The sequence below is a fragment of the Methylohalomonas lacus genome (assembly GCF_024808875.1).
Taxonomy (GTDB): Bacteria; Pseudomonadota; Gammaproteobacteria; order Methylohalomonadales; family Methylohalomonadaceae; genus Methylohalomonas; species Methylohalomonas lacus.
Genome location: NZ_JANUCT010000004.1, coordinates 112,742 through 128,170, shown reverse-complemented (window position 1 = coordinate 128,170; position 15,429 = coordinate 112,742). Strand labels below are relative to the sequence as shown.

General features: G+C 61.8%; 18 protein-coding genes. 10 read left to right on the top strand and 8 right to left on the bottom strand.

Annotation, left to right across the window (positions count from 1 at the left end; genetic code table 11):
* The first annotated feature begins 168 nt into the window (after positions 1-168).
* The 5 genes from J2T55_RS03820 (at position 169) to J2T55_RS03800 (ending at position 4,755) form a co-directional block, all read left to right on the top strand.
* Entirely contained in the window at positions 169-1,167 is a 999-nt protein-coding gene (locus J2T55_RS03820; RefSeq protein WP_259054429.1) for a zinc-dependent alcohol dehydrogenase family protein, read from the top strand.
* Between the two features lie 20 nt (positions 1,168-1,187).
* Positions 1,188-2,024, top strand: a complete 837-nt coding sequence (locus J2T55_RS03815; protein WP_259054357.1) for an alpha/beta hydrolase — start codon at positions 1,188-1,190, stop codon at positions 2,022-2,024.
* Entirely contained in the window at positions 2,024-2,761 is a 738-nt protein-coding gene (locus J2T55_RS03810) for a metallophosphoesterase (RefSeq protein WP_259054356.1), read from the top strand. The genes J2T55_RS03815 and J2T55_RS03810 overlap by 1 nt, the downstream gene beginning before the upstream one ends.
* 106 nt (positions 2,762-2,867) lie before the next feature.
* The gene (locus J2T55_RS03805; protein ID WP_259054355.1) at positions 2,868-4,370 is read left to right on the top strand and encodes an AbgT family transporter; all 1,503 of its coding nucleotides are present in this window, start codon (positions 2,868-2,870) and stop codon (positions 4,368-4,370) included.
* 55 nt (positions 4,371-4,425) lie between these two features.
* Positions 4,426-4,755 carry a DUF1820 family protein gene (locus J2T55_RS03800; protein WP_259054354.1) on the top strand — a complete coding sequence of 110 codons (330 nt, stop codon included), beginning with the start codon at positions 4,426-4,428 and terminating at the stop codon, positions 4,753-4,755.
* Here J2T55_RS03800 and J2T55_RS03795 read toward each other — a convergent pair whose 3' ends face one another.
* Entirely contained in the window at positions 4,756-5,736 is a 981-nt protein-coding gene (locus tag J2T55_RS03795; RefSeq protein WP_259054353.1) for a histone deacetylase family protein, read from the bottom strand.
* A 141-nt stretch (positions 5,737-5,877) separates the two neighbouring features.
* Between J2T55_RS03795 and J2T55_RS03790 the strand changes: the two genes are divergently transcribed.
* The 5 genes from J2T55_RS03790 to infA all read left to right on the top strand — a co-directional run bounded on the left by J2T55_RS03790 (position 5,878) and on the right by infA (position 9,374).
* Positions 5,878-6,426 (top strand): hypothetical protein, encoded by a 549-nt coding sequence (locus tag J2T55_RS03790; RefSeq protein WP_259054352.1) that lies wholly within the window; start codon positions 5,878-5,880, stop codon positions 6,424-6,426.
* Between the two features lie 33 nt (positions 6,427-6,459).
* Positions 6,460-7,614, top strand: a complete 1,155-nt coding sequence (locus J2T55_RS03785) for a GNAT family N-acetyltransferase (protein WP_259054351.1) — start codon at positions 6,460-6,462, stop codon at positions 7,612-7,614.
* Complete coding sequence (gene aat, locus J2T55_RS03780; protein WP_259054349.1) at positions 7,614-8,336, top strand: leucyl/phenylalanyl-tRNA--protein transferase; 723 nt, start codon at positions 7,614-7,616, stop codon at positions 8,334-8,336. The genes J2T55_RS03785 and aat overlap by 1 nt, the downstream gene beginning before the upstream one ends.
* Before the next feature lie 12 nt (positions 8,337-8,348).
* Complete coding sequence (locus tag J2T55_RS03775; protein ID WP_259054348.1) at positions 8,349-9,068, top strand: arginyltransferase; 720 nt, start codon at positions 8,349-8,351, stop codon at positions 9,066-9,068.
* 87 nt (positions 9,069-9,155) lie between these two features.
* A complete protein-coding gene (gene infA / locus J2T55_RS03770) occupies positions 9,156-9,374 on the top strand; it encodes a translation initiation factor IF-1 (protein ID WP_259054346.1) in 219 nt (72 codons plus the stop codon).
* Here the strand turns inward: infA and J2T55_RS03765 are convergent.
* Genes J2T55_RS03765 through J2T55_RS03735 form a run of 7 tightly spaced genes read right to left on the bottom strand, consistent with a single transcriptional unit; the run spans position 9,355 to position 15,290 of the window.
* The gene (locus J2T55_RS03765) at positions 9,355-9,849 is read right to left on the bottom strand and encodes a low molecular weight protein-tyrosine-phosphatase (protein ID WP_259054345.1); all 495 of its coding nucleotides are present in this window, start codon (positions 9,847-9,849) and stop codon (positions 9,355-9,357) included. The two genes, infA and J2T55_RS03765, sit on opposite strands and share 20 nt — an antisense overlap.
* Positions 9,850-9,870: 21 nt before the next feature.
* Positions 9,871-10,596, bottom strand: a complete 726-nt coding sequence (gene kdsB, locus J2T55_RS03760; protein WP_259054344.1) for a 3-deoxy-manno-octulosonate cytidylyltransferase — start codon at positions 10,594-10,596, stop codon at positions 9,871-9,873.
* Positions 10,597-10,610: 14 nt separating this feature from the next.
* On the bottom strand, positions 10,611-10,823 hold the full coding sequence (locus J2T55_RS03755) for a Trm112 family protein (RefSeq protein ID WP_259054343.1): 213 nt from the start codon (positions 10,821-10,823) through the stop codon (positions 10,611-10,613).
* Positions 10,824-10,856: 33 nt separating this feature from the next.
* Positions 10,857-11,858, bottom strand: coding sequence for a tetraacyldisaccharide 4'-kinase (gene lpxK, locus J2T55_RS03750; protein WP_259054342.1), 1,002 nt, complete (start codon positions 11,856-11,858; stop codon positions 10,857-10,859).
* A gap of 7 nt (positions 11,859-11,865) precedes the next feature.
* Entirely contained in the window at positions 11,866-12,294 is a 429-nt protein-coding gene (locus J2T55_RS03745; protein WP_259054341.1) for an ExbD/TolR family protein, read from the bottom strand.
* A gap of 11 nt (positions 12,295-12,305) precedes the next feature.
* Positions 12,306-12,929 carry a MotA/TolQ/ExbB proton channel family protein gene (locus tag J2T55_RS03740; RefSeq protein WP_259054340.1) on the bottom strand — a complete coding sequence of 208 codons (624 nt, stop codon included), beginning with the start codon at positions 12,927-12,929 and terminating at the stop codon, positions 12,306-12,308.
* A gap of 33 nt (positions 12,930-12,962) precedes the next feature.
* Positions 12,963-15,290 carry a DNA internalization-related competence protein ComEC/Rec2 gene (locus J2T55_RS03735; RefSeq protein WP_259054339.1) on the bottom strand — a complete coding sequence of 776 codons (2,328 nt, stop codon included), beginning with the start codon at positions 15,288-15,290 and terminating at the stop codon, positions 12,963-12,965.
* Positions 15,291-15,429 lie beyond the last annotated feature (139 nt).

The window sequence follows — 15,429 nt, the reverse complement described above, 5'->3', positions numbered from 1 at the left end:
TATTTTACCGATATGTATCCGGCTACGCTCGGTACATTTAACCGTCTGCAATGCGCCTGGATTGTACGGTCTGCCAGTGATCCGTAACAGTGAAAGCCAGCGCAGCCCCACATAAAAATGAATGACAGCCAGGACGCCTGCTCAATGACATCCACCCCGTTACAGACCATGCCGGCCGTGGTCATGACCGCCGCCGGTGACCCGGACAGGCTCGAGGCGCGCGACTTGCCGCAACCGACGCTGAACGGCCCGAACGACGTGCGTGTGCGGCTCAAGGCGGCCGGCGTCAATCCGATCGACACCAAGGTGCGGCGCAACGGCACGTTCCTGCCGGACAGCCTGCCGGCCATTCTCGGCTGTGACGGCGCCGGCATTGTCGATGCCGTCGGCGATGCAGTGACGCGCTTTGCCGTCGGTGATGAAGTCTACTTCTGCTATGGCGGCATCGGCACGCGCGCCGGCAACTACGCCGGTTACACCGTGGTGGCGGAGCACGTCCTGGCGCACAAGCCGGCATCGCTGGATTTCGTCCAGGCCGCTGCCGTGCCGCTGGTCGCCATCACCGCCTGGGAAGCGCTGTTCGATCGCGCCCGGCTGCAGGCCGGCCAGACCGTGCTCGTGCAGGCCGGCGCCGGCGGTGTCGGCCATGTTGCCATTCAGCTGGCCCGCACCATCGGCGCACGCGTGGCAACCACCGTCAGCACGGCGGATAAAGCGGCACTGGTGGAAAAGCTCGGCGCCGAACGGGCGATCCGCTACCGTGATAGCGACGTCACCGCCGCGATCATGGACTGGACCGGCGGCCAGGGCGTCGATGTCGGCATGGACAACATCGGCGGCAAGCTGCTGGAGCAAACGTTCCCGGCCGTCCGGTTCTACGGCGACGTGGTATCGCTGCTGCTGCCGGCGGCCGACACCGACTGGCGCGTGGCGCGGCAGCGCAACCAGCGCACCAGCCTCGAGGTCATGCTGACACCAATGCTGTTCGGCCTGGTTGAAGCGGAAAAGCACCAGGCACAGATCCTGCAGGAGTGCGCGACATTGATCGACCAGGGTGAGCTGCAGATTCATGTCAGTGAGATCCTGCCGCTGCATAGGGCAGCGCGGGCGCACGAGCTCATCGAGTCCGGTTCGACCACCGGCAAACTCGTTCTGCAAATCGACTGACGGCTACGCCAAATCCACTCATGCCCCTGTTGTCTCGAGTAAAACACGCCCTTGTCTCACTGTGCGTTATCCTCGCCCTGACCTGGCTTGGTTTCTGCCTGATCCTGTATCTGTTCCAGGAACGCCTGATCTTTCAGCCGACAAGTATGCTCGCGGCCACGCCGGAGTCGATCGGGATCGATTACGAGACGGTCGAACTGCGCATCAGTGATGAGGTCGTTCTGCACGGCTGGTTTATCCCGGCACACAACTCGCGCGGCACCGTGCTCTACCTGCATGGCAACGCCGGCAATATTTCGCATCGCCTGGTCATGCTGGAAATGCTGAATCATCTGGGCCTGTCCACCCTGATTATTGATTACCGCGGCTACGGCAACAGCAGCGGCCAGCCCAGTGAACGGGGTACCTACGCTGATGCCGAAGCCGCCTGGAACCACCTGACGCTGGAGCGCGACATCAAGCCAGACGAGATCATCATCTACGGCCGGTCACTGGGGGGTGCGGTCGCGGCCTGGCTGGCAGCCCGGGTTGAACCGGCCGGTGTCATCCTTGAGTCAACCTTTGTTTCCATGCAATCACTGGCACAAAGCATCTACCCCTATGTACCGGTGGGACTGCTGCTCAGAAACGAGTACCCGGTGCGCGAAAACGTGACCGCGATTCGTTCGCCGCTTTTGCTTATTCACAGTCCGGATGATGAAATCATTCCCTACAGCCATGCCGAGAAGCTGTTCGAGGCCGCTTCCGGGTCACGCGAACTGAAAACCATCAGCGGCAAGCATGACCAGGGATTCCTCGACAGTGGTGATAGTTACAGGAATATTCTGAATAAATTTAGCCAGCAGGTGCTGGATTGATGCGTATTCAATACTTCTCCGACATTCATCTGGAGTTCGGTGAATGTGAATTTCCGGAGACCGACGCCGATATTGTCGTCGCCGCCGGTGATATCGGTGTCGGAACCGAAGGCGTCAACTGGCTGGCCAAAGCACCCTGCCCGGTCATCTATGTTGCCGGCAATCATGAATACTACAGCGGCGACATCGAATACACGCGTCAGCAAATCGAAACCACGAGTCAGGCGGCGCAGGTGGAGTTCCTCGAAAATGTGCGAGCCGATCTCGATGACGTTCGCTTTCTCGGGACAACTTTCTGGACCGACTATGCCGGCGTCAATGAAAACGTCATGCGCGAAGCCGAACAGAGCATGAACGATTACCACTACATCCAGTATCACGGCTCACCGCTGACTGCGGACATCCTGCTGGAATTGCATCGGGAAAGCCTGGAATGGCTGGAGAATGAACTGGCCACCGCGCACAAGGGCAAGACCGTGGTGGTTACGCATCATGCGCCAACGTTGAAAAGCTGGTATCGCGATCAGGAAAACAGCACTGACCTGCGGCGCTTTGCCTATTGCAACCAGTATGAAGAACTGCTGAAAAAATACGCGATCGATCTCTGGATCCATGGCCACATTCACACCGTATCCGATTACCGTAGCGGCGGCACCCGCGTGGTAGCCAATCCACGCGGCTATCACGGACATCAGGAAATCGAGGGCTATGATCCGTACAGGATTATTGAAATATAGAGACCGCGACTGAACGCAGATGCAAATGCAAGCGTTATGTTAATAGCTCGGTGAGCCCTTAACAAAAAGTCCGAATGCATTAGCGGATACTTTGATATACACGACGATGACCTTTCTCGACCGCATCGAACGCTTGGGCAACCGCCTGCCACAGCCGGCAACGCTGTTTTTCATCGGCACCCTTGTAGTCATGTTCGCCTCGGCGCTGGCCGCCTGGGGCGAATGGTCGTTGCCGACACCGGCCGGCGATCGCACGCTGACGGCCAACAACCTGCTGGGCAGCGATGGTCTATGGTGGTTGCTGTCCAACCTGGTCGACAATTTCATCAATTTTCCGCCGCTCGGCATCGTGCTGGTCGGCATGCTCGGTATCGGTCTGGCCGAGCACAGCGGCCTGTTGCCGGCGCTGTTTCGGCGCCTGGCGCAGCTGACACCGGCGCAGTTACTGACGCCGGTCATGGTGTTTCTCGGCATCCAGTCATCGATGGCCATGGACGCCGGTTATGTCGTGCTGCCGCCGATCGCCGCGGCGCTTTACCTGGCCGCCGGCCGGCCGCCACTGGCCGGTATCGCCGCCGTCTTTGCCGGCGTCTCGGCGGGTTTCAGCGCTAACCTGTTCATCACGGCCCTGGATCCGTTGCTGGCGGGTTTCACGCAAAGCGGTGCCAGTCTGATCGCGCCGGAATACCAGGTGGCGGTAACCGCCAACTGGTGGTTTATGATCGCATCGACATTGTTGCTCACCCTGATCGGCTGGGCGGTCACCGCCTGGTACGTCGAACCGCGCCTGGTACGTGTTGCTTACCGGCCCGCTGATGATGTCGTGACAACTACCGATGAAGTCACACACAGCCAGGGCCCAAATCGCAGCCTGTGGCATGCCGGTGCCGCCTTGCTGATCACGCTGGCCCTGATCGTGACGGCCATTGTCGTGCCGGGGGCGCCTTTGCATGGTCAGGGCGACAACTTTGCCCGCTGGGTAGAGGCCACGGTACCACTGCTGTTCCTGTGTTTTTTCATACCCGGGCTGGTCTACGGTATCAGCAGCCGCAGCATTCGCTCGGACCACGATCTCGCCGGCATGCTGTACAAGACCATCGCCGGCCTCGGCTCGTATATCGTGCTGGCTTTCTTTGCCGCCCAGTTCGTCGAGAGTTTCCGCTATTCCGGCCTCGGCGAAATGCTCGCGGTCAGCGGCGGTGCCCTGCTGGCGCAACTGGCGATACCGACACCGACGCTGATGATGAGCTTTATCCTGCTGGTCGGCATGGCCAATCTTCTGATCGGTTCAGCATCGGCGAAGTATGCGTTTTTCGCGCCGATTTTCGTGCCGATGTTCATGCAGGTCGGTATCAGTCCGGAACTGACCCAGGTTGGTTACCGCGTCGGCGATTCCTTCAGCAACATCATCACGCCACTGAATCCGTACATGATCATCATCATCGCCCTGGTCCAGCGCTACGCCGTCGGCAGCGGTTTTGGCACGGTACTGTCCCTGATGCTGCCCTACTCCCTGGCGTTTCTCGTCATCTGGTGTGTTCTGCTCGGCATCTGGCTGGCGCTGGGATTACCGCTGGGTCCGGGTGGACCGCTGATCTACGACGGCTAGCCGTGGCTGTGCTAGAATCCGCCGCTCATTTTTATCAGCCGTATGCGCAAACATCATGAGCAAACAGCCGGTCTACAAGGTAATTTTCTATAATCAGGGCAAGGTCTACGAGGTCTACGCACGCTCGGTACACCAGGGTGCCATGTTCGGCTTTGTCGAAATCGAAAAACTGCTGTTCGGCGAAAAGAGCGCACTGGTGGTCGATCCCTCCGAGGAAAACCTCAAGTCGGAATTTGCCGACGTCGTGCGCAGCTACATTCCGATGCACTCGATCGTCCGCATTGACGAGGTCAGCAAGCGCGGCAGCGGCAAGATCAGCGATGCCACCGACGGCGGCAACGTCAGCCCGTTTCCCGTTTATACCCGCACCGATAGCCAATCCTGATCAGGCATCCTCCAGCAATGTCTCGACATGCGCCGCGGCGGCGCTGGCATTGCCCTTGAGGTTGTAACCGCCCTCCAGAATCGACACCAGCCGGCCGTTGCAGTGGCGCCCGGCCAGTTCCCGCATCATCGTCGTCAGCTGGCGAAAGCCGGCATCCGTGATCGCAAAGCAGCCGAGCAGATCCGACTTGCGACTGTCGAAACCGGCCGAGATCAGCACGAACTCCGGCTTGAAGTCGTCGGCTGCCGGCAGCAGCCGGTCGCTGAACGCCCGACGAATGTCAGCGTCATCGGCACCGCAGGACAACGGTACGTTGATGTTGAACCCCGCGCCGGCGCCGGTTCCCGTGCGGCTGGCGCGGCCGGTGCCCGGATAGGCGTCGACATCGTGGGTGGAAAAGAACAGCACGTCCGGATCGTCGTAGAACGCCGCCTCGGTGCCATTGCCGTGGTGATAGTCCCAGTCAACGATCAGGATGCGTTTGAGACCATGCTCTTGCTGCAGATGGCGCGCGGCGATGGCGACGTGATTGTAAAAGCAGAAGCCCTCCTCGCGGCCGGTATTCAGGGCATGATGGCCCGGTGGCCGACTGGCGCAGAAGGCGTTGTCCACCGTCCCCGCCATGACCGCATCAACGGCGGCCACCGCACCGCCGCTGGCCAGCAGCGCGATATCGTGGCTGTCCGGGTAGCGCTCGGCTATCCCGCCAATGTGCTCTGCCGTATGAATGGCCTCAAGCGCAGCGCCAGGGTGTTGGCGCGGGCGAATCGGAACCAGCCGTGACCATAATTCGCGCTCGCGAAAATGGGCACGCAGTGTCTCCAGGCGCCGCGGCGATTCCGGATGATCCGGCGTGATGACATGATCCAGGAAACGATCGTCATAAACCAGTCCGGTCCGGACGGCGGCGGCCCGTGTCGGCGCCAGCCACAGACTGGCGGCAACCAGGGTTGTATTCTGCAGAAACTGACGGCGTTGCATGGGGCTTGGGCTCCGGACACCAGTGAGCGATTATAAAGCCGGCGCCGGAGCGATGGAACGCATGGTGATGGAATAAAGCTGAAATTAATTTATACTGAAATCTTCAAGACTTAGCCACGCATTCTAAGGTCGGGCCTAGCATTGGATACCAGAGTTGTTACCCTGTTTACGGTACTCGTCCGGGGTTGCCGGCCACCAGCATTGTTCGCCGCAGGATTGCTGTTTGCCGCCCCCGCCGCCGCTGAATGGCGTGTCATCGACGAGGCAGACGACGACAGCACACTGCGTGCGCCCTACGCACGGATCAAAAATGCCGACGGCTACACGCTGACAATCTACCGCGACAGCGGTGACAACCTCCATGCATTGCTGCGTCTGAATGATCGGCTGACCGGCTTTGACACGGCCATCTGCCCCACCTACCAAATCGACAAACGCCAGCCACGCAACACGGCAGCTGACGGCAGCGGCTGCAGCATGCGCGCCGAGGTCAGCAATTATCATCTGGGCCATATCGAGTCGAACCAGGTCGCCTCGCGGCCGCTCTATGAATTAATGAATGGCACGCACATCGATTTTCGTTTCCGCCTGGCCAATGCCGACTACAACCAGACACGCTTCTCGCTTGACGGTTCCAAGCGTGCACTGTCTGCCGTGCTCGGCAGTACACTTGAGGTATTGCCCCGCTGAATTGTTTTAGCCCCTGAGTCGGTCCACTGTTCAATGATCGACAGCAAATCCCGAATCGAATGCATCGAGCGACTGGACGATGTCCCCGCCGCCGACTGGGACTCTCTTGAGCGCGGTGGTAATCCGTTCCTCAGCCATGATTTTCTTGCCGGGCTGGAACGCCATGGTTGTCTTGAGCGTCACGGCTGGTATCCCCGCCACCTGCTCATTCGCCAGCATACCCAACTGCTGGCGGCATTGCCGCTGTACCTGCGCGACAACTCGTTCGGTGAATTCGTCTTCGACTGGAGCTGGGCCGACGCCCATGAACGCGCGATCGGCCCGTATTATCCGAAACTGGTCAGCGCCGTGCCGTTCACCCCGGTGACCGGCCCGCGATTGCTGTTGCATCCGCAGGCCGAACAACCGCAGCAATTGCGCCAGCTGCTGTTGCAGGAGGCGACCGCACTGGCCGAACGCGACGGCCTGTCGTCATTGCATGTGCTGTTTCCCGACAGCGATGACCCGGCGTTCGCCGCTAGCGGTCTGCAGTTGCGCCGCGGTTGCCAGTACCACTGGTTCAACGACGGCTATGCCGACTTTGACGACTTTCTCGCCCGCCTGAACAGCAAGCGGCGCAAGGAAATCCGGCGCGAGCGACGCAGTGTGCGCGACAGCAACCTGCAGATCGAACAGCTGCGCGGCAGTGCCATCGAGGCCCGGCACTGGAACGTATTTTACGATTTCTACCGCTCGACGTTCGAACGCAAATGGGGCGAACCGCGGCTGACGCCGGATTTCCTCCACAGCCTGGGCCGCAGCGCCAGCAGCGAACCGTTGCTGATCCTGGCGCATGACGGCAGTGAATACGTCGCCGGTGCGCTGGCACTCATCGGCGAAAAGTCGCTGTATGGCCGCCACTGGGGCTGCCAGACCGGCTACCGCAACCTGCATTTCGAGTTGTGCTACTATCAGACTATAGACTTTTGCATTGAACAGGGTCTGCGGCATCTGGATGCCGGTGCCCAGGGTGAATACAAGATCAGCCGTGGCTTCGTGCCCGTGGCGACGCGGTCGTACCACTGGCTGCGCGATCGCCGCTTCAGCCGGGCAGTCACCGATTTCCTGCAGCGCGAGCGGCCGCTGGTCGACAATTACATCGCCGAACTCGGGCGACACACGGCTTACAAACGCGGGAGCAGTGATTGATGACCGCGGAAACGATTGAACACCAGATATATTGCGTGGCCGACAACCGCATCGCCGCCGACTTTCCACCGGTCGAACGGGCGCTGGCGGACCCGGACGGCCTGCTGGCGATCGGTGGCGATCTCAGCCCGGCACGCATACTCGGCGCCTACCGGCGCGGGATTTTTCCCTGGTACAGCGAGGGCCAGCCGATTCTCTGGTGGTCACCGGATCCACGCTGCGTCATAGTACCGTCGCAACTCAAGGTCAGGCGCAGCCTGCGCAAGGCCATGCGCAATCGCGATTTCCGGGTCACCTGCGATCGCGCCTTTGCCGACGTCATCCAGGCCTGTGCCGCACCGCGCGATGGCGTTCGCGATACCTGGATCACCCGCGAGGTCAACCAGGCCTACCAACGCCTGCACGATATGGGCTATGGCCACTCGGTCGAGTGCTGGCAGAACGGCCGCCTGGTCGGCGGTCTCTATGGTCTGGCGATCGGTCACATCTTTTTTGGCGAGTCGATGTTTTCGCGCGTCAGTGATGCCTCGAAAACGGCGCTGGTCTGGTTGTGTGAACACCTGAACGAAGCCGGTTTTGCCCTGATAGACTGCCAGGTGGATTCCGGCCACCTGCAGCGACTCGGTGCCGAGCTCATGCCACGACACGAGTTTGTCGCCTGCCTCGATCGCTGGTGCGAACAGCCCGGTCCGATCAACTGGCAGACGCTCGATCAGACCTGACAGGCCGATGCCATGACACACAGCACCCGGGTCAGCAAACTCAGCTTCTATGTCACGCCGCCGCACCAGTGCAGTTACCTGGATGACCGCGACGCGATCACGCTGTTCGCCGATCCGCGTTTTCCGAAGAACAATGCGCTGTACGCCGCCCTGTCGGAACGCGGCTTCCGGCGCAGTGGCGAACATTTATACCAGCCGCACTGCTCCGGCTGCAGCGCCTGCGTGCCGATCCGCGTACCGGTGGCCGAGTTCAGGCCGCGGCGCCAGCAGCGGCGTACCTGGCAGCAGAACCAGGACCTGCAGGTGCGCGTACGCCCGGCGCGCTATGAACGGGAACATTTCGACCTGTACCGGCGTTATATCGCGGCACGCCATGCCGGCGGTGGCATGGACGATCCGACGCCGGACAGCTACATGAACTTTCTCACCGCCAGCTGGGCCGATACGATCTTCATGGAATACCGCCTCGACGGCGCCCTGCTTGCCGTATCCGTCAGCGACCGCCTGCCGGACGCCCTGTCCGCGGTCTATACCTTCTTTGACCCGGCGGCGAGCCAGCGCAGTCTCGGCCGTTACGCCGTCCTCCAGCAGATCCGGATCGCCCACGAGACCGGTCGCCACTGGCTGTACCTCGGCTACTGGATCGCCGCCTGCCGCAAGATGAGTTACAAGACCGAATACCAGCCGCTCGAGTACCTGCGCCAGGGCGAATGGCGCCGCGAGCCGGACTGAAGCGGCGGCAATTTGGCGATCCATTTTGCTTCGCTCCCGGTTCTGGGGCAAAATGCGCCATCTTTAATCAATCCCAGACCAAGGTGTATGGCAAAAGAAGACGTCATTGAGATGGAGGGTACGATCGTCGATACCCTGCCGAATACGATGTTCCGTGTCGAGCTCGACAACGGCCACACGATCACTGCGCATATTTCCGGCAAGATGCGCAAACACTACATTCGTATCCTCACCGGTGACCGCGTCACCGTTGAGCTGACCCCCTACGATCTGACCAAGGGTCGCATTACCTACCGTCAGCGCTAGCCGGCGGACGCTCGCCCAACGTCGCCAGCAGTCCCGCCACGCCCTGATCAATCCGAGCGAACGCCGTCTCGAACGCGGCCAGCGGCTGGCCGTAGGGATCGGCAATTTCGCCGCCATCGGCAAAATCAAGCAGCAACCGGATCTTGTGTGCCTGGCTGGCCGGTGCCTGCTTATGCACGGCCATAAGGTTGGCCCGATCCATCACCGCGATAATATCGGCAGCGAAGAAATCCTGTCGTTCGATACGGCGTGCACGCAGTGCACTGATGTCGATGCCGTGCCGGGCCGCGACTGTCACCGCAAAAGCATCCGGTGGCTGGCCCAGTTGGTAGGCATGCGTGGCCGCTGAATCCACCTGCACGCTGGGCGTCAGGCCGGCGGCGTCCAGCCGCTGTTGCAACAACCCGTGCGCGGTGGGTGATCGGCAGATATTGCCGGTACAGACGAACAGAACGCCGGTTATGCCGTCCGTCATGCTGTTCTCCACTGCTGACCGTTAACCGGCGCGTTGTCGCGCCCGCTCCAGATCCGCCGCGGTATCGATACCCAGCCCCGGTTTTTGTACCGCGGTCGCCAGCTGAATTGTTGCCCCCGCATCCAGTGCACGCAGTTGTTCAAGCCGTTCACTCTGTTCCAGCGGGCTTGCCGGCATTTGGACATAGCGGCGCAGGAAGCCGCTGCGATAGGCGTACAGACCGATGTGGCGCATTGCGCCAAGCGCACTGCCATCCGACCACGGGATCGGCGCGCGACTGAAATACAGTGCCCGGCCCCGGCGGTCCATGACGACCTTGACGATATGGGGATTGTGATAGTCGGCGTCGTTGTCGATGGGTTCGCACAGGGTCGCGATCGCTGCGTCCGTTGTTGCCGCGAGCAATTCCGCCACCTGGTCGAGTAATACGGTGGGCATGCCGAACTCATCGCCCTGCAGGTTCACGATAATCGCGTCGTCCGGCAACTGCAGTTGTTCGACCACTTCGGCCAGGCGTTCACTGCCGGAGGCATGATCGGCGCGCGTCATGCAGACCCGCGCGCCGAAACCTGCCGCTGTCGCGCGAATGCGCTCATCATCGGTGGCAATGATGACGGATTCGGCTCCGCTGGCCAGTGCGGCTTCATGAACATGCTGCAGAAGACAGCGGCCATTGATATCGAGTAGCGGTTTGCCGGGCAGCCGCGTCGAGGCATAGCGTGCCGGTATGATGATCTGGTAAGCCATGCCTGCGACGGCAACTAGCGAACGCTGGTGGGCTGCTTTTTACGCCACTGCTCGACTTCCTCGTGGCTTAAGCTGCGCGCCTCGTCCTCGATCATCACCGGAATCTCATCGCGGATAGGGTAAGCCAGCCGCGCGCTGCAGGAAATCAGTTCCTGGTTATCACGATCATAAATCAAGGGCCCCTTGGTTACCGGGCACACCAGAATGTCGAGCAGCTTTTTATCCATGCCTGTTCCGTTTTCGATAACGAGAGTGACTGATCAGTCGGCCAGCGCCTGCAGCAGGTGATTCAGGCGGTACTCGAATGTCTTCGGCAACGCCGCGATGATTGGCAGATACCAAGCGTTGCGAAGTGCCAGTCCCGTGCATTTTATCGCGTCCTTTTCCGTCATCACCAGCGGATATTCGTCGTTGAACTGCAGCTCGGCGTGACTGTAAACATGATGGTCCGGGAATTCATGCGTGATCAGGCGCAGACCCTGACGGCGCAGCAGTGAAAAAAAGCGCCCCGGATTACCGACACCCGCGACCGCATGTACGGTTCGATCACGCCACGCATCCAAGGCCTGTCGGCGTTCATCATTAAGCGACTGCAACGGTTGCGGCTGGTAGCTCATGCTGTGCTCACCGCGGCCGGCCTTGCCGCTGGTCACGACCGCGGCAACCCGACGCAGGCGGCCGCGCCCCTCGCGCAGCGGCCCCACGGGCAGGCACAGGCCGTTGCCCAGGCGGCGCTGGCCGTCGATCACCGCAATCTCGATATCGCGTCCCAACGCCAGGTGCTGCAGGCCGTCGTCACTGATTATGATATCGCAGCCATTGTGCTCGACTAGACCGCGGGCGGCGAAATAGCGCTGCCGGCAGACCGCCACCGGGCAGCCACTGCGGCGCGCCAGGATGACCGGTTCATCGCCGACCTGGGCCGGGTCGCTGTCAGCGCGCACCTGTTGCGGTTCATCCGTGGCCGTACCGCCGTAGCCGCGACTGACGATGCCCGGACGGTAGCCCTGGCGCTGCAGGTAATCGGCCAGCCATAACACCAGCGGCGTCTTGCCGGTGCCACCGACCGTGATATTGCCAACCACGATGACGGGCACACCGACCCGCTGCACCGGCAGTACGCCACTGCGGTACAGCCATTCGCGCAACAGCATGATGAGCTGATAGAACCAGCCCAACGGCGCCAGCAGCCACAGCCACGGCTGCGGCTGGTACCAGAGTCGCTGCAGGCTGGCATGCAGACGTCGGGCTGCTGCTGTCACGCCGGCGTTATTCGCTCTGTTCGAGGCGGGTGGCAAACGTCACCCGGCGCAGCCCCAGTTGCCGGGCGGCATCCATGACCCGGATAACCGACTGGTGCGAGGTTTCGGCGTCGGCATTGATGATAATGGCGGGATCATCGCGGTCGTCGCTAGCCTTTACCGCCTGGTCGAGCGCCTCGCGGATGGTGGCCGACTGCGCGTTGGCCAACGCCCGGGCATTGATGAACACCCGCCCTTCCCGATCGATATCGATCTCGACCGCTTGCGGCTTGCTATCGACCTTGTCCTGGCTGGCTTCCGGCAGGGTGATGCTGATCTCGGAGTCGCGATCGAAGGTCGTCGTGACCATGAAGAAGATCAGCAACAGGAACACGACATCGATCAGCGGCAGTATATTGAGATCCGGATCTTCTGTACGTCTGCTGCGAAAATTCATGTCGGCTGCCGTCAGTTGCCCGTGTCACGCTCGCGCTGACCGCACAGCGCCTCGACCAGTTTGAGCGCGTCCTGCTCCATGGTGATGACCAGTTCGTCAACGCGGCCCCGAAAGTAACGGTAAAACAGCAGCGTCGGGATGGCGACGATCAGCCCGGCAGCTGTGGTGATCAATGCCTCGGCGATACCGGAGGCCAGCACCGAGGCATCGCCGACACCCTCGCTGGTGATCACGGTGAATACCTTGATCATGCCGAGCACGGTACCAAGCAGTCCGAGCAGGGGCGAAATCGAGGCAATGGTACCCAGCGCGTTAAGAAAGCGCTCGAGCTCGTGCGCCACATGCCGGCCAACTTCCTCGATGGCCTCTTTCATGACTTCACGCTCGTGGCGACGGTTGACCAGCCCGGCGGCAAGAATGCGTCCCAGTGGCGAATTCCGGCGTAATTCCTTGACGCGCTCGGCGTCCAGTTCACCATCGCGGGCCCACTGCCAGATCTGGTTGACCAGGTTGCGCGGCGCGGTGCGCTTGCGCTGCAGGGACCAGAAACGCTCGACGATGATCGCCAGCGCGATCACCGAGCACAGCAGGATTGGCCACATGACCCAGCCACCTGCCTTGATTAATTCCAGCACTTAGTCATCCCCTGTTTTTTGAGAATCGCAATATTAACGGTCGCCAGCCGCGACGACCGGCTCCGGTTTGTTGTGCCAGAAGCGCCGCGCATCAACCCGCAGTCGCCTGCGCTGCAGACCGTCGTGGCGGAAATCGAACAGCAGCGCGCCGTCACTGGCGGTGCTGTAGAGCGCGGTATCACCCTGACAGCATGAATGATAGCGCCGGATTATATCGCGATCCGGGAACTGATAGCGATTACGGTAACCGGCACTGAAGACAGTGTAATCCGGGTCGACGGTACGGATAAACACGGCAGTCGATGATGTCCGGCTGCCGTGATGCGGCGCCAGCAGGACATCGGCCGGCAATTGAGCCGCTGCGCGGCGGACCAGATCGTATTCACTGGTTGCCTCGATATCGCCTGGCAGCAGTACACTGCCGACCGGACTGTCGATTTTCAGTACGCAGGACTGATCGTTATCGGCCGCGGCCTGAGTATCACGCGGATGCAGTATGGTGAAATCGACACCATCCCAGTGCCACGACTGACCCGCCCGGCAATGTTGGGCATGGTCCAGCGGCAATGCCGCCGGCACGCTGCTCAGGCTGGCCATGATTGGCAGTTGTGCGGCCAGTGCAGCGGTACCGCCGATATGGTCGTTGTCACCATGACTGACGATCAACTGGTCGATACGTTCATGACCACGACTGAGCAGGTACGGCAGCAACACGGCGGAACCGGCATCGAAGCGGTCGCTGAAGCGCGCACCGGTGTCATAGACGAGCACATGCCGCTGCGTCTCGATCACGGCAGCAAGACCCTGACCGACATCAAGCACCGCCAGGCGAAAGGCGCCGTTGTCCGGGCGCGGTTGCGCGGGCAACAGCAGCGGCAATAGCCACAGCAGACCGAGCCAGCGCGCCGGCACGGCCCGCGGCAACAGCAGCAGCGCGGCACCGGCCAGGCCGGCAAGCAGCAATGGCGCCGCCGGCTGCGGCCGGATCAGCAATGCCGGCAGCCACGCCAGCAGCAGGTCGAGCCCCTGCCACAGCCAGTCCAGCGCCAGCGCGGCCATGTGCAGCAGCAGCGCCGCGGCTGCCGGCCAGACGCCCAGCAACAGCAATGCGAGCAGTATCAGTGGCACCACCACGGCGCTGACCCAGGGCACGGCAACCAGGTTGGCGCAAAAACCGGCCAGCGGCACCTGCTGGAACCAGAACAGCAACAACGGCGCCAGACCGAGCGCGATCAAGGCCTGGGTACGGCCATAACGCCACCAGAAGCCGTTCTGCGGCAGGCGCCAGGCCAGCCCCCAGCCGATCACCGCCACGGCTGCAAAAGACAGCCAAAGACCGGGCGCGAGCAGCGCGAATGGATCGAACAGCAGGACCAGCAGCAGGGCCAGCGCGAGGCCATCGCCCAGTCGCCAGCGCCGCTGCAGCAGCAATGCCAGCACGACGACAGCGAGCATGATAAGCGCGCGCCGGGCAGGAATGGCAAGCCCGGACAGGGCCGCATAACCGCCGGCCGCGATCAGGCCGGCCAGTAGTCCGGCCCGCTGTGCCGGGACCCGGCTCGTGAGTCCGACGAACAACGACCCAATCGGACGTACCAGCAAATAGGCCAGTGCCGCCACCAGGCCGATGTGCAGGCCGGAAATGGCCAGCAAATGGCTGGTGCCGGTGGCGCGCAGGCGGTCCCAGTCGGCCGGTTTCAGGCCGCTGCGATCGCCCAGCGCCAGCGCCCTGACCAGGGCCGCGCCGTTGCCGGTGCCGAGAACGGCCTGCAAACGCTCACGCAGCTGCTGGCGCCAGTGATGAATGCCGCGCGCCGGCCGGGGCAACCGCCGGTTATCGGCATGGCTGCGGACATAACCGCTGGCACGTATGCCCTGCTCGAACAGCCAGGCCTCGTAATCAAACCCGCCCGGGTTGAGAAAACCGTGCGGTCGTTTCAGGCGTACGCGCAACTGCCAGGATTCACCGGCACGCGGTCGTTGCGCGCTGTCGTACCAGCTCAGTCGGATCGTTTGCGGCAACGTGTCCATCGCCGACCTGGCGCCGGGCGGCCATTCGCTGACCGCCAGGTTGAAACGCGTACGTTCCGGCAGGTAATCGGGCAACGACGCGATGGTACCGCGCAGCGTCAGGCTTTCACCTTCCAGCGCAGCCGGCAGTTGCTGTTGCAGTCTCAGCTGGGCATGGCCCAGGGCGTAGAGGAAACCGGCGGCAAACAACAGGACCGCGCGACTGCGCGGCTGGGTGCAGGCCAGTAACAGACATACCGGTAAACCGGCGACCAATGCCGGCGGCGGTAACGCCGGGCACTGCAGCAGCGCCAGTACACCCAGCATGAAGGCCAATATCCCTGTTGGCATGAAGCTTCCAACTATCCCTGTTGGACACGGTCAGACAGTCTGAACGGCACATGACAGTGCTGGCAAGTCCGTTATAATGCGCGCTTTTGGTAGACCGTTCCGTCCCGGGTCAGGGTACCGCGAGCACCTATGCAACGTA

What these genes read in the sequence shown, in the direction of transcription:
- J2T55_RS03820 (WP_259054429.1), top strand. Translation starts at nt 169, where the DNA reads ATGCCGGCCGTGGTCATGACCGCCGCCGGTGACCCGGACAGGCTCGAG.
- J2T55_RS03815 (WP_259054357.1), top strand. Translation starts at nt 1,188, where the DNA reads ATGCCCCTGTTGTCTCGAGTAAAACACGCCCTTGTCTCACTGTGCGTT.
- J2T55_RS03810 (WP_259054356.1), top strand. Translation starts at nt 2,024, where the DNA reads ATGCGTATTCAATACTTCTCCGACATTCATCTGGAGTTCGGTGAATGT.
- J2T55_RS03805 (WP_259054355.1), top strand. Translation starts at nt 2,868, where the DNA reads ATGACCTTTCTCGACCGCATCGAACGCTTGGGCAACCGCCTGCCACAG.
- J2T55_RS03800 (WP_259054354.1), top strand. Translation starts at nt 4,426, where the DNA reads ATGAGCAAACAGCCGGTCTACAAGGTAATTTTCTATAATCAGGGCAAG.
- J2T55_RS03795 (WP_259054353.1), bottom strand. Translation starts at nt 5,736, where the DNA reads ATGCAACGCCGTCAGTTTCTGCAGAATACAACCCTGGTTGCCGCCAGT.
- J2T55_RS03785 (WP_259054351.1), top strand. Translation starts at nt 6,460, where the DNA reads ATGATCGACAGCAAATCCCGAATCGAATGCATCGAGCGACTGGACGAT.
- aat (WP_259054349.1), top strand. Translation starts at nt 7,614, where the DNA reads ATGACCGCGGAAACGATTGAACACCAGATATATTGCGTGGCCGACAAC.
- J2T55_RS03775 (WP_259054348.1), top strand. Translation starts at nt 8,349, where the DNA reads ATGACACACAGCACCCGGGTCAGCAAACTCAGCTTCTATGTCACGCCG.
- infA (WP_259054346.1), top strand. Translation starts at nt 9,156, where the DNA reads ATGGCAAAAGAAGACGTCATTGAGATGGAGGGTACGATCGTCGATACC.
- J2T55_RS03765 (WP_259054345.1), bottom strand. Translation starts at nt 9,849, where the DNA reads ATGACGGACGGCATAACCGGCGTTCTGTTCGTCTGTACCGGCAATATC.
- kdsB (WP_259054344.1), bottom strand. Translation starts at nt 10,596, where the DNA reads ATGGCTTACCAGATCATCATACCGGCACGCTATGCCTCGACGCGGCTG.
- J2T55_RS03755 (WP_259054343.1), bottom strand. Translation starts at nt 10,823, where the DNA reads ATGGATAAAAAGCTGCTCGACATTCTGGTGTGCCCGGTAACCAAGGGG.
- J2T55_RS03745 (WP_259054341.1), bottom strand. Translation starts at nt 12,294, where the DNA reads ATGAATTTTCGCAGCAGACGTACAGAAGATCCGGATCTCAATATACTG.
- J2T55_RS03735 (WP_259054339.1), bottom strand. Translation starts at nt 15,290, where the DNA reads ATGCCAACAGGGATATTGGCCTTCATGCTGGGTGTACTGGCGCTGCTG.